Annotated in this window: 24 protein-coding genes; 13 read left to right on the forward strand and 11 right to left on the reverse strand. The window is 64.6% G+C overall.

All coding sequences use genetic code 11. The features are described from left to right. Positions 1 to 341 precede the first annotated feature (341 nt). From ACIBG0_RS28680 to ACIBG0_RS28690, 3 genes are all read left to right on the forward strand, one after another. A complete protein-coding gene (locus ACIBG0_RS28680; RefSeq protein WP_397036483.1) occupies positions 342 to 1,268 on the forward strand; it encodes an alpha/beta fold hydrolase in 927 nt (308 codons plus the stop codon). 109 nt (positions 1,269 to 1,377) lie between these two features. After that, positions 1,378 to 1,656 (forward strand): hypothetical protein, encoded by a 279-nt coding sequence (locus ACIBG0_RS28685; RefSeq protein WP_397036485.1) that lies wholly within the window; start codon positions 1,378 to 1,380, stop codon positions 1,654 to 1,656. 13 nt (positions 1,657 to 1,669) lie between these two features. Then, a complete protein-coding gene (locus ACIBG0_RS28690; RefSeq protein WP_397036487.1) occupies positions 1,670 to 2,431 on the forward strand; it encodes a MerR family transcriptional regulator in 762 nt (253 codons plus the stop codon). 117 nt (positions 2,432 to 2,548) lie between these two features. Here ACIBG0_RS28690 and ACIBG0_RS28695 read toward each other — a convergent pair whose 3' ends face one another. The 3 genes from ACIBG0_RS28695 to ACIBG0_RS28705 are packed head-to-tail and all read right to left on the reverse strand — an operon-like array spanning position 2,549 to position 3,756. After that, positions 2,549 to 2,911 (reverse strand): hypothetical protein, encoded by a 363-nt coding sequence (locus ACIBG0_RS28695; protein ID WP_397036488.1) that lies wholly within the window; start codon positions 2,909 to 2,911, stop codon positions 2,549 to 2,551. A 9-nt stretch (positions 2,912 to 2,920) separates the two neighbouring features. Then, on the reverse strand, positions 2,921 to 3,292 hold the full coding sequence (locus ACIBG0_RS28700) for a transposase (RefSeq protein ID WP_397036490.1): 372 nt from the start codon (positions 3,290 to 3,292) through the stop codon (positions 2,921 to 2,923). An 11-nt stretch (positions 3,293 to 3,303) separates the two neighbouring features. Further along, a complete protein-coding gene (locus ACIBG0_RS28705; protein WP_397036493.1) occupies positions 3,304 to 3,756 on the reverse strand; it encodes an Lrp/AsnC family transcriptional regulator in 453 nt (150 codons plus the stop codon). Between the two features lie 144 nt (positions 3,757 to 3,900). On the opposite strand from ACIBG0_RS28705, the gene ACIBG0_RS28710 reads away from it, so the two are divergent. Together ACIBG0_RS28710 and ACIBG0_RS28715 are read left to right on the forward strand one after the other, a co-directional pair. Continuing rightward, complete coding sequence (locus ACIBG0_RS28710; RefSeq protein ID WP_397036494.1) at positions 3,901 to 4,836, forward strand: DMT family transporter; 936 nt, start codon at positions 3,901 to 3,903, stop codon at positions 4,834 to 4,836. 460 nt (positions 4,837 to 5,296) lie between these two features. After that, the gene (locus tag ACIBG0_RS28715; protein WP_397036495.1) at positions 5,297 to 6,802 is read left to right on the forward strand and encodes an FGGY-family carbohydrate kinase; all 1,506 of its coding nucleotides are present in this window, start codon (positions 5,297 to 5,299) and stop codon (positions 6,800 to 6,802) included. Positions 6,803 to 6,887: 85 nt separating this feature from the next. On the opposite strand, the gene ACIBG0_RS28720 is transcribed toward ACIBG0_RS28715, so the two are convergent. The 4 genes from ACIBG0_RS28720 to ACIBG0_RS28735 all read right to left on the reverse strand — a co-directional run bounded on the left by ACIBG0_RS28720 (position 6,888) and on the right by ACIBG0_RS28735 (position 11,271). Beyond that, the gene (locus ACIBG0_RS28720) at positions 6,888 to 8,159 is read right to left on the reverse strand and encodes a sugar ABC transporter permease (protein WP_397036496.1); all 1,272 of its coding nucleotides are present in this window, start codon (positions 8,157 to 8,159) and stop codon (positions 6,888 to 6,890) included. Beyond that, a complete protein-coding gene (locus ACIBG0_RS28725) occupies positions 8,156 to 8,980 on the reverse strand; it encodes an ATP-binding cassette domain-containing protein (protein ID WP_397036631.1) in 825 nt (274 codons plus the stop codon). The genes ACIBG0_RS28720 and ACIBG0_RS28725 overlap by 4 nt, the downstream gene beginning before the upstream one ends. Positions 8,981 to 9,012: 32 nt before the next feature. Beyond that, positions 9,013 to 9,975 (reverse strand): substrate-binding domain-containing protein, encoded by a 963-nt coding sequence (locus ACIBG0_RS28730; RefSeq protein ID WP_397036497.1) that lies wholly within the window; start codon positions 9,973 to 9,975, stop codon positions 9,013 to 9,015. Positions 9,976 to 10,209: 234 nt separating this feature from the next. After that, a complete protein-coding gene (locus ACIBG0_RS28735; protein ID WP_397036633.1) occupies positions 10,210 to 11,271 on the reverse strand; it encodes a zinc-binding dehydrogenase in 1,062 nt (353 codons plus the stop codon). Positions 11,272 to 11,464: 193 nt separating this feature from the next. On the opposite strand from ACIBG0_RS28735, the gene ACIBG0_RS28740 reads away from it, so the two are divergent. From ACIBG0_RS28740 to ACIBG0_RS28750, 3 genes are all read left to right on the forward strand, one after another. Then, a complete protein-coding gene (locus ACIBG0_RS28740) occupies positions 11,465 to 12,439 on the forward strand; it encodes a sugar-binding transcriptional regulator (RefSeq protein ID WP_397036499.1) in 975 nt (324 codons plus the stop codon). 459 nt (positions 12,440 to 12,898) lie between these two features. Next, positions 12,899 to 14,275, forward strand: a complete 1,377-nt coding sequence (locus ACIBG0_RS28745; RefSeq protein ID WP_397036501.1) for a serine hydrolase domain-containing protein — start codon at positions 12,899 to 12,901, stop codon at positions 14,273 to 14,275. Between the two features lie 43 nt (positions 14,276 to 14,318). Next, positions 14,319 to 15,050: a MerR family transcriptional regulator gene (locus tag ACIBG0_RS28750; protein WP_397036503.1), complete on the forward strand. Its 732-nt coding sequence runs from the start codon at positions 14,319 to 14,321 to the stop codon at positions 15,048 to 15,050. Positions 15,051 to 15,844: 794 nt separating this feature from the next. On the opposite strand, the gene ACIBG0_RS28755 is transcribed toward ACIBG0_RS28750, so the two are convergent. Next, on the reverse strand, positions 15,845 to 16,453 hold the full coding sequence (locus ACIBG0_RS28755) for a hypothetical protein (protein ID WP_397036505.1): 609 nt from the start codon (positions 16,451 to 16,453) through the stop codon (positions 15,845 to 15,847). Positions 16,454 to 16,636: 183 nt separating this feature from the next. Between ACIBG0_RS28755 and ACIBG0_RS28760 the strand changes: the two genes are divergently transcribed. From ACIBG0_RS28760 to ACIBG0_RS28770, 3 genes are all read left to right on the forward strand, one after another. After that, positions 16,637 to 16,951: a hypothetical protein gene (locus ACIBG0_RS28760; RefSeq protein WP_397036507.1), complete on the forward strand. Its 315-nt coding sequence runs from the start codon at positions 16,637 to 16,639 to the stop codon at positions 16,949 to 16,951. Positions 16,952 to 17,426: 475 nt separating this feature from the next. After that, a complete protein-coding gene (locus ACIBG0_RS28765; RefSeq protein WP_397036509.1) occupies positions 17,427 to 18,053 on the forward strand; it encodes a dihydrofolate reductase family protein in 627 nt (208 codons plus the stop codon). A 490-nt stretch (positions 18,054 to 18,543) separates the two neighbouring features. Then, positions 18,544 to 19,479 (forward strand): ADP-ribosylglycohydrolase family protein, encoded by a 936-nt coding sequence (locus ACIBG0_RS28770; RefSeq protein ID WP_397036511.1) that lies wholly within the window; start codon positions 18,544 to 18,546, stop codon positions 19,477 to 19,479. A gap of 283 nt (positions 19,480 to 19,762) precedes the next feature. On the opposite strand, the gene ACIBG0_RS28775 is transcribed toward ACIBG0_RS28770, so the two are convergent. Continuing rightward, positions 19,763 to 20,068 (reverse strand): hypothetical protein, encoded by a 306-nt coding sequence (locus tag ACIBG0_RS28775; protein ID WP_397036512.1) that lies wholly within the window; start codon positions 20,066 to 20,068, stop codon positions 19,763 to 19,765. 618 nt (positions 20,069 to 20,686) lie between these two features. Continuing rightward, positions 20,687 to 21,553 (reverse strand): LysR substrate-binding domain-containing protein, encoded by an 867-nt coding sequence (locus tag ACIBG0_RS28780; RefSeq protein ID WP_397036514.1) that lies wholly within the window; start codon positions 21,551 to 21,553, stop codon positions 20,687 to 20,689. A gap of 80 nt (positions 21,554 to 21,633) precedes the next feature. On the opposite strand from ACIBG0_RS28780, the gene ACIBG0_RS28785 reads away from it, so the two are divergent. After that, positions 21,634 to 22,128 (forward strand): cupin domain-containing protein, encoded by a 495-nt coding sequence (locus ACIBG0_RS28785; protein ID WP_397036516.1) that lies wholly within the window; start codon positions 21,634 to 21,636, stop codon positions 22,126 to 22,128. Between the two features lie 58 nt (positions 22,129 to 22,186). Then, complete coding sequence (locus ACIBG0_RS28790; RefSeq protein ID WP_397036518.1) at positions 22,187 to 22,549, forward strand: DoxX family protein; 363 nt, start codon at positions 22,187 to 22,189, stop codon at positions 22,547 to 22,549. A 55-nt stretch (positions 22,550 to 22,604) separates the two neighbouring features. On the opposite strand, the gene ACIBG0_RS28795 is transcribed toward ACIBG0_RS28790, so the two are convergent. Next, positions 22,605 to 23,288 (reverse strand): hypothetical protein, encoded by a 684-nt coding sequence (locus ACIBG0_RS28795; RefSeq protein ID WP_397036520.1) that lies wholly within the window; start codon positions 23,286 to 23,288, stop codon positions 22,605 to 22,607. Positions 23,289 to 24,125: the final 837 nt, after the last annotated feature.

The raw sequence follows: 24,125 nt of genomic DNA on the forward strand, positions 1-24,125 counted from the left end.
GACGGCTCCGAATCGGGCCGCCGCAAGAGCGCAGCCAACTGGGCGGGGCTCCACACATCGCAGAGACGCTGACGATGGTCGAAGCTGACGCAAGCGGCCAGGCAGCGCGTGCTTTCAGCATCGCGGATTCCGTTCCATTCATCGCATCTCATTCCGACGGCAGCATCCGGCATGAGCGTGTGTCGCGCTGAACTTCCGATCAGTCGCAGGCTGCGCGTTGATCAGCGTATGTCGCGGTGAACTCCCGATCGGTCGCGTGCTGCGCGTTGATCAGCGTGTTTTGGGTAGTGCGGCGAAAGGGGGTTGACCCTGCCCCTGCGTCAGGGTTGGAGTCTTGTCGCATGACGAATGACATCACTTCCTCGACTCGGCTCGCTCCGCCGATCGGCGGATTCCAAAAAATCGACGGCCGCCATGTTTTCGTACATCGGTCGGGCAGCGGCGGACCGGCCGTCGTGTTCCTACCCGGTGCGAGCGCGGTCGGCCTAGACTATTTCGCTGTCCAGCAACAGGTTTCGCAATTCACCACCGCTGTGGTCTACGACCGTGGCGGCACGGGCTACAGCGATCCCCTGCCGCTGCCGCGCACCGCCGCCGCAGTGGCCACGGAACTACGTGAGTTGCTGCGCGCCGAAAACATCAGCGCTCCCTATCTTCTCGCGGCACACTCCCTCGGCGGCTTCTACGCGCATCGGTTCGCGCAGTTGTACCCGCGCGACGTGGCGGGACTGGTCTGGATGGACGCGCTGCACCGCGACTGGGACGACTTCATGCCGCCCATAGCGAGTCTGGCCGCGGCCGAGCAGATGGCAGCCGATCCGGAGCAACTCCGACAGATGGGCCCGGCGCTGCGCGAACTGCGCGCCGAGCTGCTCGCGGACTACCCCGAGCACATACGGCAACCGCTGATCGATGCCAAGGCGAGCGACGAATGGATGCGGATCGGCATCGCCGAACGTACCGGCTTGACCGATCTCGCCACCGAACTGCGAGCGGGACCGAACATCCCCGATGTCCCGGTGGTCGCGCTCACCGTCGTGGGCAACGACCCCGCCCAGCAGGCGCTGACCGCGCAGGAAATGAACGACGCCAAGACGAGAATGGATGCGGCCCTGGTGCGGGCGGTCTCGCACGGGGAACAACGCATCCTCTCCAACACCCTGCACCACCGGCTCTGCTTCGACCGCCCCGACGCCGTCGTCCAAGCGATCCGCGACGTCGTGGACCGGTCGGCGCTCACCCACCCCGCCAGCGTGCCATCGCCCTAAACCGGCACGACCATGCCCGAGGACGGACGAGAATGGCCCCGGCCCTGGCGCGCGGTCTCGCACGGGGAAACAACGCATCCTCTCGAACAGCCTCCACCACCGGCTCTCCTTGGACCGACCCGACGCCGTGGTCCAGGCAATCCGCGACGCCGTGGACTGGTCGGCGCTCACCCACGCGCCAGGGTGCCATCGCCCTGAACTCGGCACGACCATGCCCAACGACGGACGAGAACGGACGCGGGTGCGCGGTCTCGCACGGGAACAACGCATCCTCTCGACCACCCTCCACCACCGGCTCTGCTTCGACCCCGACGCCGTGGTCCAGGCAATCCGCGACGTCATCGACCGGGCTACGCTCACCCACCCCGCCAGCGTGCCATCGCCCTAAACTCGGCACGACCATGCCCGACGACGACAGGACAACGGTGCTGACCATCGGCCGGCTCGCGGCGACCGCAGGGGTGACCGTGCGCGCCGTGCGCCACTACCACCACGTCGGCCTGCTACCCGAGCCTGAGCGCGACGCCTCCGGCTACCGCCGCTACAGCGCGCAAGCCGCGGTGGATCTGATCCGGATCAGGACCCTCGCCGACGCCGGTGTTCCGCTGGCCCGCATCGACGCACTGCTGCACGCCCAGCCGACCGAATTCGCCGCGGCCATCACCGATATCGACGCCGAATTGCAGCGCAAGATCGATCAGCTCACCGAATACCGCAGCCGCATCGCCGATCTGGCAAGCGGTGAAAGCCTTGTCCTGCCCCCTGAGGTGGTCGCCATCCTGAACCGTATGCGCAGTCTCGGCGTCAGCGAACACAGAGTACGAGCGGAGCGTGACTCGTGGATCCTGCTGCAAGCACTGGACCCGCAGGCCATGCCACAGCGGATCCGGGACAAGACTGCAGACCTCGACGACCCCGAGACGACCCGCCTGTATCTCGCCTGCGATCAAGCAGTCGACTGGCTCCCGCACGATCCACGCCTGGACCGCCTCATCGACGACCTGGACGCATGGGAGATCCGACACGAACGAGACAGCGGTCGACAGGAGAGCCTGCAGCTGATCTCTTCCCGGATCTCCGAAGCGTCCCCGGCATGGCAACGGATCATCACCGCGCTCACCCACCGCGCCGAGCGACGCCGAACCACCGAGCACCGCGGCTGAACCCGGCACTGAGGTCAGCTCCGACAGCTGGTGCACGCACTCTGTGTCCGCAGCGGAAATTTCTCAGTGAGCGTCCGAGAACTTGGGCAGGTCTGGTCTCGGTGCTCAAAGCGTCGATTAGCAGTCGGCATTCCTGGCGTAGGCATCATCGAATAGGTCCCAGCCGTTGCGGTGGCCGACCATGCGCGTCTCTGCCATCCAGCCCGCCTCGACAGCCGCTTCGACAAGCGCCCGGACCACGCCGGGCATGTTCAGATTCAGCAAAAGGTCACCGATCCAGATATCACCGGCAGCGGAAAACCCACCGTCTGGGACGTGGCGTTCCACGTCGGGACGGAAGACCAGTGTCAGTCCTGCCACCGACCCGATTTGCCGCAATCGCAGGACTTCCTCGCAGCCGTCTACATGTTGGTGGTAGGTCTTCCACAGGTACTGCCGCTCACCCACCGTAAGCACTCGGCGGCGGCGTTCTTTCGTCACGGCGCGATGCTAATGCGGATCCATGGATCCGGCTGTCGGTTGTCGAGGGGCCAATCGCCGTGCCATGGTCATGATCGTGGCGATGTAGACCATGGCTTCGTGGTGCTCGGGTCGGGTTTCGTAGTCGCGGACGCAGCGGCGGTGCTTGCTGATCCAGGCGAATGTGCGTTCGGCGACCCAGCGGCGTGGCAGCACGACGAAGCCGGGATCGCAGCGTTTCACGATCGCTACGGTCAAGTTCAACACCTGCTGAGACCAGCGCACCAACCGGCCGGAATAGCCGGCATACGCCCAGGTCAGCGTGATTCTGGAGAACTTGGCGCGCACGGCCGCCAGCAATGGTTGTGCGCCGTCGCGGTCCTGGGTACTGGCGGCGGTCACGACCACCAGCCTCAAATCGGCTCGATGACGCTCTTGCGCAGGTGCCCGTAGACCACCGAAGTGCGCACGTCCGCGAGTTCCTGCCGCACGGTCAGCTTGTCCAAGACCACCGCGTGCAGATGGTCGGTGTCGCGAACCGCCACATGGAGCAGGAAGTCCTCGTTCCCGGTGAGCACGAAGACTCCGATCACCTCGGGCATCCGCGCCACGAAGGCCTGGAACTGCTCGATGATCGCCCGCGTCGGCGGCCGTACCCGCACGGCGATGATCGCCTGCAGGCCCCGGCCGATCGAGGGCAGGTCCACCTCGGCGTGGAATCCGAGCAGTACACCGCGCTCACGAAGCGAGCGCACCCGCTCCAGGCACGTGGAGGGCGCGATACCCAACTCCTGTGCCAGGTCCCGGTTGGTGCGCCGACCGTCCTGCTGCAGAAGCCGCAGCAACGCCGAATCTAGTTCGTCCATATTCCGCCTCATCCGCAAGGAACCGAATTTGGTTCGGCCAGCATCCCATAAGCCCGGACTAATTGCTAGCTTGCTCGCAGTATTCCGTTCATGATGCGCTTCTCCGCGACGCGGTCGGCGGCGATGAAGTAAGGGGTTTCAGTGGTGGACGAGCGCAGCACCAAGGTCTTGGCGATTAGTTCCGTCGTGACGGCCGCGCTGTTGTGGAGCAGTTCGTACGCGGTGACCAAGCAGGTGCTGGCCGATGTCGGGCCATTGACCATCGGAGCCATCCGCTTCACACTCGCCGCCATGCTGCTCGGGATCATGGTGCGCATGCGCCGCAACCCAGCCGCGCGGCCGGATGCCCGTCAGCGGCGAATGATCTACCTGAGCGGCGTGCTCGGCATCACGGTCTACTTCGTGCTGGAGAACATCGGCGTCGAACTATCGACCGCCTCCGACGCCTCGCTCATCGTGGCCACCTACCCGCTGATGACGATGCTCGTGGAACTGGTGGTCTTGCGGACCAGGATGCCGCTGCTGCGAGTCGGTGGCGTCCTGCTCGCCGCGGCAGGAGCCTTCCTGGTCGTGCGCAACGGCGCGGAAGTCGGAGGCAGCGCACGCTGGTTCGGCGATGTCCTGCTGCTGCTCGGCGGGCTGGTGTGGGCCGGATACAACGTGCTGGGCAAGTACGCGGGCCGCGACCAGGACGCAGTGAATCTCACCTACTACCAGACCATGGCAGGAGCCACCGGCTTCCTGCTCGCCTCGCTCCTGGAAATCCGGGACTGGCGGGTACCGGACACCACGGCCGCAGCGCTGCTCGCCTACCTGGCCGTGGCATGTTCCGTCGGCGGGTTCCTGCTCTATAACTACGGTCTGCGCCGAATGACCTCGAGCGTCGCGGTCAACATCCTCAACCTGGTGCCTGTGTTCGGTGTGCTCGGTGCCGTGGCGATCAACGGCGAGACGATCCGGCTCGGCCAGATCCTGGGCGGCCTGATCATCATCGCCGGTGTGACAGTCGGTTTGATCGAGCGCCGAACAGTGCTGGAGAAAGCCACGATTCCCGCGACGCGAATCGGCGAGTGCGCGTAAAGGAGTCCGAAGAGAGCCGATGACGGGGATTCGAACCACGTTGCGGCACTTGATAATAAGGCAGTCAGTCGGCCACGGCCGCGAGAGGACCCAGCGATATTCGATCAGTTCGATAAGGACCGCGCCGCGGCCGGTCCCGCACCGAAGGAACTGCACTTGGTTTCGGCGGCCGGTTCTCCGACGACCTGGAAGGCACCGAATTCGAGGGCTGAACCCGAGAACGGAAAACGGGCCAGTGGTTCGATAAAGACGGTCAACCAGGTCAGCAAGGCGTGACAAGGGAAATTGCTTCGGCCGATCGGCTGGACGCCCGCACACGTTCGGGGTCTGCCCCTGGGGTGCTGCCCGAGGTGGCGACGAACGGAAGCAAAGCAGAGCTGGACGACGGGAACGGTCCGGTATCCGCCGCCCGACTCTATTACGCTGATGCCGAACGCGCGGGAATGATGTGGAAGTGCGGGTGACTGGGTTGTCGGATCTGCTGCTTGGTGTCGACATGGGTACGGGCAGCACCAAGGGGGTGCTGACAACCAGCGACGGCAGGATCCTCGCGATGGCGGTCCGAAAACACGGCATGAGCCTTCCTCGGCCGGGCTGGGCAGAGGTAGATGCAGAGACCATCTGGTGGAGCGATCTGGTCGAGGTATGCCGCGAACTCGTTCCCCATATCGCAGAGCATCGTCTAGCCGGCATATGCGTCAGTGGCGTCGGTCCGTGCCTGCTGCTGTGTGACCAGGATTTGCGCCCGGTCCGGTCGGCGATTCTCTACGGAATCGACATGCGGGCTACGGCGGAGATAACTGAACTCACTGACCGACTCGGTGCCGACGAAGTGCTGCAGCGTTGCGGTAAAGCGCTGTCGACGCAAGCAGTGGGACCGAAAATGCTGTGGGTGGCGGGGAACGAGCCCGATGTGTGGCGACGGGCCACCCGGTGGTACAACTCCAGCTCATATGCCGTCGCAAAACTGACCGGGGCCTACGTGCTCGACCACCATACGGCCAGCCAGAGTGACCCGCTGTACGACCTGCGCGGGCAGGATTGGGCGAAGGATTGGATCGGCGATATCGTCGGGCATCTCGAGATGCCGCAGATCGTTTGGCCACATGAGGTTGTGGGCGCAATAACGTCAGCGGCCGCACAGGAGACGGGCCTACCCGCCGGCACTCCCGTCTGCGCGGGTACCGTCGACGCCTGGAGTGAGGCTTTCAGTGCCGGGGTGCGGCGCCCCGGGGACGTGATGCTGATGTACGGCTCGACGATGTTCTTCGTCCAGGTTCTTCCTACCCTCCAAACCCACCCGCTGCTATGGACAACCGCTGGCATCGAGCCGGGGCAGTTCACGCTCGCCGCGGGAATGTCGACCTCCGGGTCGCTCACGTCATGGGTTCAGCAGTTGACCGGGGACGTGCCGTTCGAGCAGCTCATCGCCGAGGCTGCGGCCGTGCCGCCTGGATCCGACGGCCTGGTACTCCTGCCGTACTTCGCTGGTGAGCGCACGCCGATTTTCGACCCGAGAGCACGTGGCGTCGTCGCCGGACTCAGTCTGCGGCACGGGCGGGGCCACCTCTTCCGTGCTGCCTACGAGGGCATCGCCTACGGCATCCGGCAGATCATCGAGTTTCTCGACAGCGAGCAGACTCCGATCGAACGGCTCGTGGCTGTCGGCGGCGGAACGCAGGGTGGCTTGTGGACTCAGATCGTGAGCGACGTCGTCGGCCGACCCCAGGTGGTACCGACCCAAACCGTGGGCGCTAGCTACGGCGACGCGCTGCTCGCCGCGATCGGAACCGGCCTGGTTCCACCGGAGACCGACTGGGCGACCGTCGGTCAGCTCATCGAACCCAACCCCCGCACCCGGACACTTTACGACGAACTGTTCGGCGTCTACGACAGCCTGTACGGAGCGACGAAGCCGCTCGTGCACACGCTGTCCTCCATCCAGGAGTCCCCCTTCACCGAGTGACTGACGGATGTTCGCCCGACATGCAAGTCCGGCCGCAATTGGCCCTGTTCACATCTCCCGAAGATGTTGGACGCTGGCGCGGACCTCATGCCTGTCCGTGCGAGACGCGGGATCGGCGCGCCAATGAATCGATGAGTACCGCCAGGGCAAGAACAGCACCGGTGATCATGAACCGCGGGGCCGACGACAGATTCAGCAATGTCAATCCGTTCGAGATGGACTGGATCACAAGGATTCCCAGCAGGGCTGAATACGCCGATCCTCGACCACCGAACAGGCTTGTACCGCCTATGACGGCTGCGGCGATGGCGTTGAGATTGACGTCGCCGGTGCCAGCACTCTGGCTGGCCGAGGCCAGCCGGGCCGCCATAAAGATACCTCCGAGCGCCGCGAGCGTGCCGGTGAGGACGAACGCAGACGTATAGACCCGGTTGACGTTGATACCGGCCCGGCGCGCGGCCTCCACGCCGCCGCCGACCGCGAACATGTGCCTTCCCCAGCGGGTCCGGGTCAGGCCATAGTTTGCCACCACGACCGCGATGACGAACACCATGAACATCCACGGCACTCCATTGTCCTGGTTGAGATACCAGGTGGCGGCGAGGAGGACGACCAGGAGCGCACCGCTCTTGATCAGCCGGGATTGCACAGAGGGCCGGGATAGATTGGCCCGTGCCCGTTCTCGGATGTTCGCCAGACCCGCGACCAGCACGCCGACCGCGGCGACGACGCAGATTACATAAGCCACAGCGGGTGGGAGGAACTGCTGCTGGCCGAAGGTCACCAGCTGCGAACCGTACGGGAGGTTGATCGACCCGTGGCTGCCGAGCAGCTGGAGCTGAAGTCCGAGGAAGGCGAGCAGGCCGGCCAGAGTCACAACGAAGCTCGGCATACCGAATCGGGTATAGACCAGTGAATAGAGCAGCCCGATCAGCGCACCGCTGAGCAGAGCCGCGAGGACGGCGACCGGCATGGGCCAGCCCTTGTTGACCCACAGGACCCCGAGGAACGCCGCCGAGAGACCACTCAGGGAACCCACCGACAGGTCGATCTCCCCGAGAATCAGGACCAGCACGATGCCCAGCGAGATCATGCCGACGGCCGCACTGTCGTACAGCAGGTTGACCAGGTTGGTCGAGGTGAGGAAGACCGGGTTCAGGGTCTGGAAAACAACGGCGATGCCGACCAGACCGACGAGGACAGGGAGCGCTCCCAGGTCACCGGAGCGCACGCGGCGACCGAATCCGGTGATCACCCCGCCGACGCCGCCAACACCGACGGTTACTCGGCTGTCCTGGCGGTCGAGTTCAGTGTGCTCGGTCACCTCGGACTTCGTGGACGTTTCCGTCTGACTCATGACAGCTCCTCTGCGGTGTTCGCAACAGCCGCGTCGACCTCGACCGCGCGCCGGGCCGATCGACGAGCGACGACGTTGTCCGTGGCGCCCGTGATTGCCGCGACGAGCTCGTGGTTGCTCACATCAGGACCGAAGGTTCCGTTGTTGCGGCCGAGCCGGAGCACCACGATCCTGTCCGCGACCGCCCGAACGTCCTCCATGTTGTGACTGATCATGATGACGCCGAGCCCCTTGGCGCGCACCCGCTCGATCAGGTTGAGGACTTCTGCGGTTTGCGCCACCCCCAGCGCGGCAGTCGGCTCGTCGAGCATGATGAGCCGGGGGTTTACCAGCAGCGACCGGGCGATAGCGACAGTTTGGCGCTGACCACCTGACAGCGACGCGATGGGGACGCGAACGCTCGGGATGCGAGCCGATAGCTCCCCGAGGAGCTCCCAGGACCGGGTCTCCATCTCGACCTCGCTGAGCCGCGCCCTACCGAGCTCTCGACCGAGAAACAGGTTGGCGACGACGTCGAGATTCTCACAGAGCGCGAGATCCTGGAAAACGGTAGCGATGCCGAGTTCGAGTGCCGCGTTCGGCGAGGGAATGGTGACGGGCTTCCCGTCGAAGAAGAGCTCACCTGCATCGGGCTGATGGACACCGGACAGGACCTTGACCAGGGTGGACTTACCAGCCCCGTTATCGCCGACGAGGGCGACCACCTCGCCGGCGTTGACTTCCATGTCGATGTCGGTCAGCGCGGAGACCGCGCCGAAAGTCTTGCCGACACTGCGAAGGCTGAGCACCGGCGTCGTGGACGATGTTGCCGTGGCTGTCATAAGAAACTCTATCGATGACGTGAAGGCCGGTTTCAGGAGATCCCCAGTGCCGTGCATCCGCTGGCATAGGCACCAGTACACAGCTCCGCCGCGGTGTTGATCTTGGCGTCGACGATGTCGGCCTTCAGGTTGTCCCGTGTGACGACCTTCGGCACGAAGAGCATGGTCGGGGCCGTGAAGATGGTTGTGAGGTTGCCGCCACCGACGGCCTCGACCTGCTTGCCCTCGACGAGATCGACGACGACTTCAGCTGCCGCGGAAGCAACTATCTCGCTCGGCTTAGAGATCGTGTTGTACTGGTCCCCCGAGATCACGAGCTGGAGCCCGGCGTTGGTCGCGTCGTTACCAGTAACCGGCGGGATAGGTTTGACGTTCGCGGCCTTCAACGCGGCAATGGCACCACCGGCCGTCCCGTCGTTGGCCGCGACGATCCCACCGATCTGCCCGCCGAACCGGGAGACCTGGCCTGCGACCCACTGCTGAGCAGCGGTCGGCTCCCAGTCAGGGGTGTCGTACTCGGCGAGCGTCGCGTACCCGCCGCTGGCGAGGCCTTCGTGGATGCCCTTCTTGATCAGACCTGCTGCCGCGTCGGTCGGTGATCCATTGACCTCGAGGATCCCCTTGTCGGTTGGGACGCCGGTGTCCTTCATGTGCTTTACGAGCGATTCGGCGATCGCCTTGCCGATGGCCTCGTTATCGAAGGACACGTAGTAATCGACCTTCGCGTCCGGGATAGGCCGATCGTAGGCAACGACCTTGATTCCCCTGGCCTGAGCACGTGACACCATCGAGGCCGCGGCGGTGGAGTCGACCGGATCGATCACGATGGCCTTGACGCCCTGCGAGATGGCAGCGTCGAACTGCTGCTGCTGCTTCGCCGCATCAGCGTTGGCGTTGTTGTAGAGCACCGTACAGCTCGCGCACAACTTGCTGAGCGCAGCCTTGAAGCCCGGCGCATCGTGCTGCTCATACCGGGTCGATGCCTGGTCCGGCATGAGGAAGGCGACCTTCGCGCCATCGATACCGCCGGTAGCGGTTTTGGCGTTCTTACCCGAGCTACACGCCGCGAGCGGCAGGGTGAGGGCAATAGCGAGGACAATGGCGGCCCGGGTCGTCTTGGTAACGTTCATAACGATGTCTTCCGATCTGATGTGATGTCCGGGTGGCAGTGGCGACCATGGTTCGGCCAGTCGCGAGCCGATCGTTTTCTGTCAGCTCGAGCCGACTGATCAGGGAATGAGTGAGACCTTGATCGACTCCTTGCCCGACGCGACGAGGTCGAGTCCGCGCGCGAACTCCGCAATCGGCAGCTGGTGGGTGCAGATGTCGTCGAGCGGGAGCTTGCCGCCCTCGATGAGCCGGATCGCAGCAGGCCAGCAGTTCGGTCCAAGATGGGCGCCACGCACGTCGAGTTCCTTGTCATCGCTGATGATCGTCCAATCGACGGTCACCGCCTCCTTGAAGACGCTGTATTCGATGAAGCGACCGAGCTTGCGCAGCAGGTTGAGGCCCTGGATCACCGCCGACGGGTGCCCGGTCGCCTCGAGGTAGACATCGGCGCCATAACCACCGGTAAGTTCTCGAACGCGGGCAACGGGATCTTGCTTGCTGATGTCTATCGTCATCGTGGCCCCGGCGCGCGCCGCAAGCTCCAGCTTGCGCGGCTCCATGTCCAGAGCAATGACCTGGGCCGGAGATTTCGCCGCCGCACCCGCGACCATACCGAGGCCGATCGGCCCGCACCCGGCGACGACAACCACATCGGAGAACGTGATGTCGGCCCGTTCGACGGCGTGGAGTGCGCAAGACAGCGGCTCCGCGAAGGCCGCGTGCGCGGGGGGAATGTCAGCGCTGATCCGATGGACCAGAGAACCCTGCGTGATGACCATGTACTCCTGCATGCCGCCATGGGTTGCGCGCTTGAAGCCGTAGATGTCGTGCACCTGACACATGTGGTAGTTGCCCTCGGCACAGTAGCGGCAGCTCCAGCACGGAACGATCTGCTCGACGACGATGCGATCGTCGACGTCGACGCCCCAGCGCTCGCGAGCGGCATCGTCGAGCTCCACCACCCGCCCGGTGATCTCATGCCCCGGGACGACCTCCGTCTCCGCCCATGCCGCCCGGTTTTCGTCACCCCAGAACTTCGATGCGCCGTGGTAGCACTTCAGGTCGCTCGCGCAAATGCCGACGGCCTCAACGCGTATGAGCGCCTCTCCCGGTCTCCGCGACGGGACCGGTAGCTTCTCCAGCCGGTAATCAGCGGGACCGTGACACACGACTGCCTGCATCGTGTCACCAGCGCGAACGGCTGACCGGGTGCGTTGTCGATCAGTCACCAGCGACTCCTTCTGCCATGCTGCCTCCCGAGGGAGGCGTGTTCTATGTCACTATAGACATCGGTGAAAAAATGTACAGCACGAATGTTCAGACGCGATCGAATACTCTGAACATGTGCACGCTGAGCACGAAAGGAGGATGCCGATGACAGACCGAGCAGCCGGGAGTATTGATGCGGGCGCCCGCCGCCGGTTTCCTCCCGGGCTGGTGTACCAGGCGGCGCGGCTGTATTACCTGGACAACGCGAATCAGGCCGAGATCGCACACCAAATCGGCACCAGCCGTGCGACCGTGAGTCGTCTCCTCGCCGAGGCGCGCGAGACCGGCATCGTCCAGGTCACGGTCCGCAACCCGCAGAAGCGGGCGCTGACCGACCTCGAGCATGATCTCCGCCAGGCTCTCGGACTAACGGCGGCATACGTGACACCGGAGTCCCCAGGCGTCGAATTGGGGACGCTGCTCGCTCCCCGCGTCGCCGACGCTCTCACCGAGGCGCAACTGCGCCCCGGAGACACGCTTCTAGTGTCAACCGGCGCAACGGTATTCGCAGTCGCACGGCACGATCTTCCACCACTGCCCGGCGTCGTCCTGTGCCCGACAGTCGGCGGTATCGAAGAGCCGGAAGCGCACTACCAGTCGAACGAGATCACGCGGGCGCTGGCGCTGCGGGTCGGCGGGGTCCCCGTCATGCTGTACACCCCCGCCATGCCGACACCGAACCTGCACGAAGCGTTGATGAGCGACCCACAGATCCAGCGGGTCCAGCAGCTGTGGCGGTCTGCGCGCGCCGCACTACTCGGGATCGGTGCTCCACCGCTGCACCGCTCGTCGCTGCCGAGCGTCATCTCAGCGCGGGAGGAAACGCTCGAGCACGCCGTCGGTGACATCTGCGCCCGCCCCTACGGACCCGACGGAGCGCCGATCGAGTCCAGTGGGTTCGAGCGCCTCATCGCCATCCCGCTAGAGGACCTCCCACGCATTCCGCACACAATCGGCGTGGCCATCGGCCAAGACAAGGTGGATTCAATCCTCGTCGCGGCTCGCGCCGGCTACGTGAACACCCTCGTGACCGACAGTCCCACGGCGGAGGGTCTCCTGAGAGCGGCTGCCGTCAGATAGACGACCGGCACAGCACCCCCCACCCGGTTCCGTGTGTTCCGGGTCGACGTCAGCACGCCTTCCAGGCGTGGAATGTCCTCGGGGCCGTAGAGGCGGGTGCCACCGAGCGGATCCGGTCGGGCGCTCGCCGCGGATAGGACCTCGGCCAGCATGCCGCCGACCGACTGAATGAGTCGGCGCGACGGAGAGGTACCCGCCGCTGGCTCGACGTCGCCGCAACCCGACACCTGGCCTCCCTGCATGACCATCTACCGCAATATCCGCGTCGGCCCGCGCACCACCGCCACCTGACCCGCTGGCACACGAGTGCGGGAATTCCTGCGGTGCAGTCGACTTCGAAAATCGCCAGGTGGTCCACGCACCAAGTCGGCGTCCGGACTCGACTCGATCACTCTGCGGTCGGCGAGTTTCGCCTAGGGGCTTGACCTTGCCCCGGGGGCAAGGTTCGAGCATAGTGGCATGAACGAGATAGCCCAGGAACTTTCAGAATTCGTTGCGGCCTCGGCCGAGAAGTTGGGCGTACCGGGTGTCGCCGTCGGGGTGTTGGCCGGTGGTCGAGAAGACTTCGCGTGCCACGGGGTGACGAGTGTGGACAATCCGCTTCCGGTGGACCGGGACACGATGTTCGTGGTCGGGTCGGTCAGCAAGACCTTCACCGCTACCGCGTTGATGCGGCTGGTCGCCGAGGGCCGGGTGGAGCTGGAGGCGCCGGTGCGGCGGTATGTCCCCGAATTCGCCCCCACCGATGCGGGCGCGGACGAGATCACGGTGATGCGGCTGCTCAACCATACGGCCGGGCTGGAATGGAAACTCAGCGTCGACACCGGCGAAGGAGACGACGCGTTGGCGCGACACGCGGCGAAACTGGCCGAGTCGCCCCTGATCTCGGAACCGGGCGCGCGGGCGTCCTACAGCCAGGCGGGGTTCAACCTTGCCGGCCGGATCATCGAGAACGTCACCGGATCGACCTTCGAGCGGGCCGTCGCGTCACTGTTGTTCGAACCGCTCGGGCTGGCACACAGCTGCTACGCGGTCAACGACGCCATGACCCGGCGGTTCGCGGTGGGCCACAACGTCGATGCGGACGGTGTGCTCACTGTGGCCCGGCAGTGGAAGGACAACCGTTCCAACAACCCCGGCGGCGGTGTGGCGACGTCGGTGAGCGATCTGCTGCGCTGGGCGCGATTCCATGTCGGCGACGGCCGGACCGAGGACGGCGAGCGCATTCTCCCGACCGAACTGCTGCACCGGATGCGGGAACACACCGTAGAACTGCGCGGCAGCACCTTGGGTGACGCATTCGGTATCTGCTGGTTCCTGCGCGAGGTGAACGGTGTCGCGACGATCGGACATGGTGGATCGGGCAATGGCCAGTTCGCCGACCTGCTCATCGTGCCGGAACGGAACTTCGCGGTCGCCGTGACGTCGAACGCGGGCCCCGACGCCGGCCTCGCGTTCAACCGGACCCTGATGAACTGGGTGCTCGAACACTACCTCGGCGTGGTCGAACCCGACCCGGAACCGCTGCCCTACGACGCGGAGCGGGCGGCGGAAATCGCTGGTAGCTATGAGAACGAGATGATGCGGCTCACGCTCGACGCCGACGGAGCTGTGTTGACGATCGGATGTGCCATCAAACCGGAGGTCCGGGCCGCGGCGGACACCGAAATGCCGCCCGACCTGCCACCGGCTGTCCTCGGTCTGCTGCCTGGCGACGCGGACGAGTACATCGTCACCGAGGGCGGTCTGCAAGGACAACGTGGGTTCTTCACCCGTGATGAATCCGGCGCGGTGGCAGGAATCGATCTCGCGGGCCGGTTGTTCACTCGCGTGTGATGATGTGCCACGCGCCTGGGCGCATCGACGAAGGGAGACGCGCATGATCACGATCGGGCAGCTCGCGCGGTATGCGGGCGTGACGATCAAGGCCGTGCGCGTCTACCACGAGCGCGACCTGCTCCCCGAGCCGCCGCGCGACTCCTCCGGCTACCGCCGCTACCGTGCCGAAGACGCCATCGATCTGGTCAAGATCAAGACACTGGCGCAGGCCGGCGTGCCCTTGGCACGTATCAAGGAATTGCTCACCGCGAACTCCGACGAGTTCGCGGCGGCGATCGCCGAGATCGACCGCATGCTCGCCGAACGCGCCGAGGAGATCCACCGAACCCGTGAGCGGATCGCCGAATTGGGTTCCGGCGACCGACTATTCGTGTCCACCGAAGTCGCCGAGTACCTCGATCGCCTGCAACAACTCGGGGTCAGCGACCGGGCCGTCCGGATGGAGCGCGACCTCTGGATTTTGCTGCAATCGGTCGCCCCGAAAGAGGCGGCCGGCTGGATCGCCGACAAGCTCGACGCCATCGACGACCCGGAATTCGCAGCCATCTACCTCGACTATGACGCAGCATTCGACTGGTCCCCCGACGACCCGCGCCTGGCGAACCTGGCCGACCGCACCCGACGGTGGCTGACCGGCAGACGCACGGGAGCAGGCCGGACAACCCCGACGCTGGATCCGAAGCTGATCCGCCTGGTGAACGAATCCGTCGGAATCACCTCGCCCGCCTGGGAACGGCTAGCGCAGAGCACCCAGAATTCCACTACCGTGTAACGCTCGCGTCGCAGCGTCAGATCCGCCCGGACAGCTCCCAATCCTCGATCCGGATTGCGCCCGATATTCTCACTCCCCGCGCTCACCGCTCTTCTGCTACCGGACCATCGTCATCGCCACCCCGACAGCGCGAAAGCCAGGCGATCGACCCGTTACCCGGGACGCGAGCGTGATGTGAGCTCGACTGACCGGCGGCAAGATTCTCAACGTACGAGCTGGGTCTTGGTGGATGCGTCACGGAAGATGAAGCCTCCAGAGCCGGTGGGTTCCCTGAGATGCCGTTGCGGCCGCATGTGGTGACATACGCACCTGACTAGGCTGGCTCAACGCTACTGCCTCGCGTTTCGTGGGACGGATGACGGATTCGAACATGTTCCGGCGCTTGACTATTCGCCTGGTCAATAGACTGAACTAGTCCAAATATTTTGCCGCAACAGACCTTTCAGAACCTTTGAGCATGAACTCGATGCTTTCGAATTCTGCACACCCGAACAAGCCACAAAACGCCTACGCCCCTACATCTGGGCCCGTGTCGATGCATGCCCACGAAACCAGCCGGGTCGCGTACCCCCACGACGGCAAGAAGCCCTGACCACGTCGTGGGCCACTTTCACCGTTACGCCGGCGGTGACCCCGGAAACGGTCGCCAGGAACTCTCGGTTTGTCGCCTATCCGTGCAGCAGGGCCGACATTGCAGATATTGATGCGACTCTGACGACACCAGGTATGGGTTCCGCGCGGTCCGGTCCACCACTCGCTGCGGGCTCTTCCGATCCGTCGCGCCCGCAGGTGCATCAACTTCTGCGCGTCGCATCCACTACACAGGCATCCACGGCTCGCACCCGCTCGTCTCCCGGCGAAATACTCAGCGGTGACGACGAGGCTTTCGGGAATTGCGAGTTGCTGCGTGCGCCACCGGTGGAGGCGTAGACGACGTGGTCGCGCAGGATCCACACGTCCGAACGCTCTTCCATCTGTCCGGATGCGTCGAGGGTCGTCGCGCCGAAGAACGTGAGACGACCGTCAATGATCACCGTGGCATTGGTGAGCCGGTAGCCATCCATGGTGAGGCCCGCTTGCACCTGCGCGACAACATTTTCAGGCGCTGGCGCGCATCGCGGATCCGACAGGGGCGCCGGCGCAGCGGCCGGTGTGGTTGCCGGCGCGGTAGGCGCTGAACTGCCCGTTGTACTCGCCGCAGTCGATTCCGACTCTTCCGCACCCAGACCGAGCGCCTTCGAGATGAGCACGACGACGACTATCAGTGCGAACACACTGACAACACTGGTGATCAGAGCGTGCACCACAGCATTGGCTTGCCCGCGTATGCCAAGGCGTTCGTCTGGTTCGATGGACATGGGAATCCCTTTGTGCGATTGACGGATTGACCGCGCCGCGAGCACCTGTTGACTCTGCGCACAAGGCGCAGCAATCAGCCTTCTCACGGCACGCCATGGCAACGTTAGCGCCATAGGAACCCGAGCAGCGCGCCGATCTTCACTCACGAAATCGTGCCACGGCGCGACCACCAACGCAGTGTTACAACAAGTTTGGCCGTCTGTCGACTGCCAGTGGAAGGGTTATGCGTGCCGCGTCTGTTGCCCGAGCATCTGCGCAGCGGTTGGATGGCGAGCTTGGGTGGGCCGGAATGTGGTGCGGGAGCAACGACGATCGGGGGATTCTCAGCGAACGAGAAGCCCGGCTGCACCGGGTACGCCGACACCTGCCAGATTTCGGTCTCGACTGATCCGCAGCCGCCGGTGCCGGTCAAGAACCGAGACCTCCACACGCCCGAACGAAAGATCAACGTCATCGAGGTCCGCGTTGACGGCGGCGGCTGCGACAACGCCCGTGCCACCGCCGAAGAGCTCGTCCGGCGCTACAACCAGCTTCCCGGGTAGCCGTGATCTGATTTCCACAAGCGCGGCGTCGACATTACGGGTTCGTCGCTGGACAACACGTCCGCGAACGCAGCTCGGATGTGGGTCAAGATTCCCTACGCCCCACTGGGATCCATTGAGCGACGCGCTACATCGATGCCGTCCTGACCGACACTGGCTGCGGTACTTGCACGCTGTCAGGTCCAGTGATCGCGCTCCAAAACGATCGGCAAGTTGGAGCTGGCCGCCGACAAGGTGGCGATCGAAGAGCCAGCGCTGGCGATGACGTTTTTCGGTGCAGCCGCTGCCGGGTGACGAGTGGACCAGCCTATTCCGTCAGTGCAGCGGGAGGCGTTCCATCTTGAAGTCGAGGACGCCTACGCTGTTGCGACCGAATCGGAACACCTCCGGCGGTCCTTGATGGAGTTCCGACACGGTCGGCAGCGATTCGGCCTGAGACCGCTCAGAATCAGCGCACCACTCCGTCTGCATTCATATGAAGCTCACCGTTCAGACATTCCTGACCCTCGACGGCGTGATGCAGGCCCCCGGCGGACCCGAGGAAGATCCCAGCGACGCCTTCACCCACGGCGGCTGGCAGGCCCCGTTCCCGGACCAAGCCATCGGCGAGTTCGTCACCGAGCTCAATAGCCACGCCAGCGCGTTCCTGTTCGGTCGCAGAACATTCGACATCTTCCGCGGCTACTGGCCCGATCAGACCGACCCCGACAACACCATTGCCACCGCGATCAACTCCCTGCCCAAATACGTCGTGTCCAACTCGCTCAGTGAGGCCGATGCCACCTGGCGCGGCGAACACCCCGACACCGCTCGCCTACTGACCGGCGACATCGTCGCAGCGGTACAGGCACTCAAGAACCAACCCGGCGACGAGCTGCAGATCTGGGGAAGCGGCAAACTGCTCCAGACACTATTGCAGCACGAACTCCTCGACCGCTTCCGCCTGATGACATTTCCGCTGGTACTCGGCTCCGGTCGCCGCTTGTTCAACGACGGCATCCTCCCGGCGACGATGCGCCCAGTCGAGCTCACCGTCACCGATCTCGGCATCGTCCTGGGCACCTACGAACCAGCCGGCCCGGTCCGCCACGGCCAGATGTAACCCGGCTAACGGGATGGCCGTCCTTGGCCGTCACATCACGGCTGGCCATCACCGTGGCGATCACGGCGACACGCACCGGACTGATGTCGTACTGATTCCCAACCTCGGTCAGCCTATTGATCGACAACCCCGAGCACTCGTCCTCGATCGACACCATCCGCGCTGTATCCAAGCCTTGAAGCTCGACGCGCGCGATGTCGCGCATAGGTCCGGAATCGCGCTCGAACTCGACGAGGCATCCACCACGCCAACCGAAAGCAGCTCTGCTGGGCACGAGCAACGCAAACACGTCACCGAACACATCCACGCACCTGCGGCGACGAACCGACATCCACAGCCGCCGTTGAGGATTCAGACACACAGCCGTCAACGGCAGCTGAATTCACGCGCCGTCGACAACAGTCGCCATACACGTCGATCGCCTACCCCTCGGCTATCATCAGAGCCAATGCATGTCGAGTTGATGCTTGATTCCTTGGATGGACTATCCGTGGGCGACGCTTTAGGACAGCAGTTCCCGATCATGGGCCGATCCATCGCAGACCTACGGACAGACAATCTTCCCGCCGGACCATGGGGGTGGACCGACGACACCGAAATGGCCTGCTCCGTGGTTACCGAGCTGTCCAGTCGCGGCGAGATCGACCAGGATCGGCTTGCCACCGCTTTCGCGCGACGCTTCGACCCGGCACGTGACTACGGCTTCGCCACAGTCGCCACCTTGCATCGAATCCGCGACGGCGTGCATTGGCGCACAGCCGCCGCGGCCGCGTTCGGTGACGAAGGTTCCTGCGGCAACGGCGCGGCCATGCGCGTCGCCCCATTAGGTGCCTTTTACGCCAGCGATATGGAAAAGGTTGTCGCCGAAGCGATCCGGTTGGCACAGGTGACCCATCTACATCCCGAAGGGATCACCGGCGCCGTCGCGGTCGCACTCGCCGCAGCCCACGCCGCCCAAGCCCGCCTGAACGGGACACGGCCCACACCGACCGAATTCATTACCGGCGTCCTGGACCGCCTCGACCACGGTGACACGACCCGGCTGATCCGCCGCGCCCGCACCCTACTCGGAGCCCCCGCCGCCGAAGCCGCAAACGAACTCGGCAACGGATCCCTGGTCACCGCACAGAACACGGTGCCGTTCACGATGTGGGTCGCGGCCACATATCTGCACGACTACCCGGCCGCAATCACCACATGTATTGCCGCAGACGGAGATATCGACACCACCAGCGCCATCGTCGGCGGGATCGTCGCCGCCTACACCGGCAACCGCACGGGTCCGATCGTTGGGATACCCCAGACATGGCTTGCCGCGCGAGAGGCGTTGCCCCGCTGGTGCAACCCGATCGATCGAACACGCGGGCGCAAGAATTCTGTATTCGACCGCGCTCGACGATGGCTGTCCGGCACATCATCGCGATAACCACGCGCGGCCCGGCCGATGGTGACCTTCGCGATCGACCGGCCAGCATCCACCACCTGTCAGCATTCCTGCCCAGGCCCCCGGATCGGCCTCGGCATGCCCGGCCCGGAAATCCTTCAGCCAACGTGGCTGGTCTCCATCGTCCTCGACAATCTTTCGCAAACGCACGGCCAGTTCGCGCAAGTTGCCGGTTGCCCGGGAATCACGACACCAGGTGTCGAGCTGGTCGCTGAGGTGAGCCAGGGACATCCCGGTCTGCGAGCTCGGCCTCCATCGCAGCGAATCATCTGTTCTGTTTCTTCGACTTGATCGGCTTCTTCTTTGTCTTCGGCTTGTCGTGGTCTGGCTCCCACTCATAGCCCGCCAGGTTCTGCTCGCAGTGCCAGTTTTCAACCAAAACATCGCCTTGGTCTCGTTCGCACCAGCGTTCCGCCTTGCCACACGCAGTGAGACCGAATCCAGCCGCTACCGCGATTGCCACGGTGATCACGGTGGCGCGGAATCGGGTGTTACACATTGAGGTTTCTCCGATCTCGGTAAGTGAGTTCAGCCGCCAGTCCTCGTCGGTGATCTCAGCGACGTACTGCACGGGCGTCGGTGAAGGAATCGTGGTCGCCCTCACCCGATGACACAGCAACTTCGGCCGGGGTGGCCCGAACCCGAGCCGCCACCGAATCCATGAGCCACAGCAACGAAGGCGGCTGAGTCGAGTCTCTGCTGGTCAGTATCAGAGTCGGAACGCATATGAAATCCATTGATAGACTGCCGGTTTGGGCACCATCATCGCCAGTGCGCCTTGCAGGAACCTTAACGATTGATGAGTGAGCACCGGACGTCCAGTTCCCTTGGGATACCGAACCAACCGACGACGCCCACATCCGCAGCGAGTACGCGTTCAGGTCAGCGACCGCCATGCTGCCCATCACACCGTCGGCCGGTGCCTGGTAACCATCACGCTGTCCAGTCGGTGAATATGCCCGGCGTTCAGCGGCGAGAGTTCGGAGCGCCTCTTGCTAGTCCGCGTGAACGCGGGAATCTCGTTGCTTCTGGCGGCGATGGTCTGGGGCGGCGCGCGGGTGATCGCGACTGACGCTGGTCGGCGAACGAGATTGCGCTGTTTCGGAGCGTCGTGCGCCGGGATGCCGTCGGCATCGGACCGGTTGTGCCCGCGGTGATGCCGAACCGTTTATTCGTGGACCGAGTCGCATCACGGCCGACGTGGGGGATCGCGGTATGCGGCGGTTGCTGCCTGGGCGAACGATCGGATCAACGGGTTGGTGTCGCCCTCGTTCCAGACCACCACCACGCTGCTCGGCGCCATATCGATCAGCGGGATCGCGGCCAATTCCTCGGGGACGGTGTGCCCGAGGGGGCTTATGCCGACGGTGCCGTTCCAGAGCACGGCCTGCATGCATTCCTGGACGACCCGCACTACTGGGCCTTCACGCGGCTCGCCTCCGTTCCAGTAGGTCTGCCAGATGGGGTCGGTGCCGTCGGGGAACTGGAACCAGCGGCGGCCGGCCAAGTCGGCCAGTGTCAGATGGTCGCGATGAGCCAGTGGATCGTCGGCGCGCAGAACCGCGCCGACCGGGTCGGCGCGCAGTTCACGCACGATCAAGGCGGTGTCGTTGAACGGTGCACGGGTCACGGCGACGTCGACCAGTCCGGCCTTCAGCCCACAGGTGGGGTCGGTGAGGTCGGTGTCGCGGATGCGGATGTCGACCTCGGGGTGCTGGCGGTGGTAGGCGGCGGCCAGCCTGGTGATGCCGGGGTCGGTGGCGTCGCCAAGGATGCCGATGGTGAGGTTCGTGTTTCCGGCTGCGGCGGCCACCCGGGTGCTGACGCGGTCGGCCTGCTCGAGCAGGGCGCGTGCCTCGTCCAGCAACACGGCCCCAACCCGGGTGATTCCGACTCCGGTGGGTGACCGGTCGAACAGGGCAGCGCCGACTTCCGCCTCCAGCTGCCGGATGGCGCGGCTCAGCGGCGGTTGGCTCATGTGCAGCCGGGCGGCGGCGCGACCGAAGTGGCGTTCCTCGGCGACAGCTACGAAATAGCGCAGCGTACGTAGCTCCACGCTGGCACGATACCTGTTCGGTATTGCCATCGCGGAACAGGTCTTGGACACCCGCAACGTCCAAGCGGTGCAATCGAAGCATGACTGACGAATCAAACAGCGACGAAAAGGACTCCGGTGCAACAGTTTCGGTAGTGCGATCCGGCGAGGGTGAGACGATCATGTTGGGTGCCACGCGAATGCGGGTCCTCGAGGACGGCAGCAATACCGGCCACCGCCTCGGACTCGCCGAATCCGTCTTGCCCCCTTACACTCCGGGACCGCCCCAGCACCGGCATGCCCAGCACGACGAGGGCTTCTACATCATCTCCGGCACGGTGCGGTTCACCGTCGGCGACACCGACTACGACGCGACAGCGGGCACGCTGGTGATGGTCCCACCCGGCGCTCCGCACACCTTCGCCAACATCACCGGCCAACCGGCCGTCATGCTCAGCACCTTCACACCCGACCTGTATGTGCAGTACTTCCGCGACCTACGGGATCTGATTGCCGACGGCCGGGAACTGACACCCCAGGTGAACATGGAAGTGATGAGCCACTACGCCACCGAGCCCGTCACCGGCTCGGCCTGAACCCGAGCGCGCGATTCGTTGTGCCCTCGGCCCGCACCTGCCACTGCTGGATGGAATTGTGAACATCGCTTTCTGGATCACCGCAGGCCTGCTCGCCCTCTTCTACCTCTATGCAGGCGCACTGAAGATCACCCGAAGCCGGGATCGACTCCGGCCCACGATGACTTGGGTGGACCGCCTACCACTACCCGCCATCCGAGCCATCGGCGCGCTCGAGATTCTCGGCGCGCTCGGACTGATCCTTCCACCGCTGACCGGCCATGCACCTTGGCTCGCCGTGGCCGCAGCCATCGGTTTCGTACTCCTACAGCTCGGCGCGATCCCGGTCCATCTGACCGGCAAAGACCGACAAGTCGGCCTCAACATCACGCTTCTTCTCGCAGCTGCGGTGACCGTGTGGCTGGCGACTACCTGGGTGTGATCTCCGGTGGCAAACGACAATTTTGGGTCCGGCGTATACCTTTGGCCAGGCTTTGTCAGGTCGGCCACTCACGGGGCCTGTGCGCTCGTTCCCGCGGTTCTTGCGCGATACGGTCTGGCCATCGGGGGCGATCGTTTTGGATCCAATCGTCGACCAGTGCCTGGAGCAGCCGCATGTCGTTAGCCTGAATCTTCTTGGGATTCAGAGGTGGGGCTCCGCCGAATACCACGTTGAACCATCGCTGCACGTCATCGTGGTCAGGGGCTTGCATCAGCAGCGGAAGCAGCGACGGGCGCGGTATGGCGGGGATGTCAGCGCGACCGCCTAAGTAGGAGTAGAACTGGCGCCGAACTTGGATCCATCGGTAGATCGCGAATGTTTGGGGGAGGAAAAGGTACGGGGTCACGTTGGCCGCGAGGAAACACGCGAGCCCCCACCATCTGTGATGTTCGAGGACTGCCAAAGCGACGGCGCCTGCCCCGCTCGTGGCGGCCGCTGCGCCGATCAATAGCCATTTGATGGCGGATTTGTCTTTCCGGGTGTAGCGCTCTGCGCGGTAGGCCGCTACCCAATACGATTCGCGGATCAGGCTCTCACGCAACACCTTCGGGCAGTCCTCGCCAGTAGCCGCGACGATCTCGGCTAAACGTTTCAGGCGGTAAAGGTGGACGCGGGCTGTGGTTAGCGGGATCAGCGACCACAGCGAGGTCAGTGCGACCGCCGCCCCCGGCAACCCCACCAGAACTGCTGGCCATGGAGCACCCACAACAAGCAAGAGTAAGTCGTAGCTTTCGACGACACGACCGGAATGGGACTGCAGGCCAGAGGCACTCGGCACCAACCGGGTCAGCGGCCATCAATCGATCAATTCCCAACAACCCAGGCTCATCTCCTGTCTGCTGCCGGGCCGGCGGCCTGGCAGCAGGTGGGCAGACTTCACCCCTCAACGAAATGAAGTCCAGCAGTGCGCGAATGGCCTGTGCGACATGACGCAGGGCCTCAGCGCTCCTAGTCCGCAACACCACTACCGCGCACAGCACCAAGTAGGAGATGAAGCACACCGCAATGATCCCGACGATCTCGACCACCGAACCTCTTGGGCTCTCCGGACGCACTTCTCATTAGTTACGTCGAATCAAACCGAGGAGCTCGACGGCTCCGAATTCGACCACGGAACTGGGAGGCAGGCTTGGCGGCAACGGGGTTGGAGGAGAAGTGGCCAGTGCTCGGGCAGCACGAGCGGGCGGCGGAGTGGCTGCGGGGTGGACCGACTGTGGCCGGGCGCCGCGCACGATCGATGCGTATGCGCGGGGACTGGCCGAGTTCCTGCGGGTCTGCGAGGACAACGGCATCGATCCGGTGGCCGCGAACCGGGCTGACGTCGCGGTCTTCGTTGACGAGCTGACCGGTCGGGCCAGCCGGCGCGGCGCCAACGTGGTGTCGGTCGATTCCAGGCGCGGGCGTTGTTGGCGGAGTTCCCGATGATGCCGGCGGCGGTGATCGCCGAGCGGGTCGGCTGGTCGGGGTCACCATCGTGGTTCCGCAAGAAGCTGCGCCCGGAGTACGCGCCGAAGGA

It is taken from the genome of Nocardia sp. NPDC050630 (assembly GCF_044457245.1).
Classification (GTDB): domain Bacteria; phylum Actinomycetota; class Actinomycetes; order Mycobacteriales; family Mycobacteriaceae; genus Nocardia.

Coding starts and splice junctions, on each gene's coding strand:
- ACIBG0_RS28725 (WP_397036631.1), bottom strand. CDS start 8,980: ATGACAGCCACGGCAACATCGTCCACGACGCCGGTGCTCAGCCTTCGC.
- ACIBG0_RS28745 (WP_397036501.1), top strand. CDS start 12,899: ATGAACGAGATAGCCCAGGAACTTTCAGAATTCGTTGCGGCCTCGGCC.
- ACIBG0_RS28740 (WP_397036499.1), top strand. CDS start 11,465: ATGACAGACCGAGCAGCCGGGAGTATTGATGCGGGCGCCCGCCGCCGG.
- ACIBG0_RS28690 (WP_397036487.1), top strand. CDS start 1,670: ATGCCCGACGACGACAGGACAACGGTGCTGACCATCGGCCGGCTCGCG.
- ACIBG0_RS28765 (WP_397036509.1), top strand. CDS start 17,427: ATGAAGCTCACCGTTCAGACATTCCTGACCCTCGACGGCGTGATGCAG.
- ACIBG0_RS28705 (WP_397036493.1), bottom strand. CDS start 3,756: ATGGACGAACTAGATTCGGCGTTGCTGCGGCTTCTGCAGCAGGACGGT.
- ACIBG0_RS28730 (WP_397036497.1), bottom strand. CDS start 9,975: ATGCCGGACCAGGCATCGACCCGGTATGAGCAGCACGATGCGCCGGGC.
- ACIBG0_RS28680 (WP_397036483.1), top strand. CDS start 342: ATGACGAATGACATCACTTCCTCGACTCGGCTCGCTCCGCCGATCGGC.
- ACIBG0_RS28720 (WP_397036496.1), bottom strand. CDS start 8,159: ATGAGTCAGACGGAAACGTCCACGAAGTCCGAGGTGACCGAGCACACT.
- ACIBG0_RS28785 (WP_397036516.1), top strand. CDS start 21,634: ATGACTGACGAATCAAACAGCGACGAAAAGGACTCCGGTGCAACAGTT.
- ACIBG0_RS28735 (WP_397036633.1), bottom strand. CDS start 11,271: ATGCAGGCAGTCGTGTGTCACGGTCCCGCTGATTACCGGCTGGAGAAG.
- ACIBG0_RS28750 (WP_397036503.1), top strand. CDS start 14,319: ATGATCACGATCGGGCAGCTCGCGCGGTATGCGGGCGTGACGATCAAG.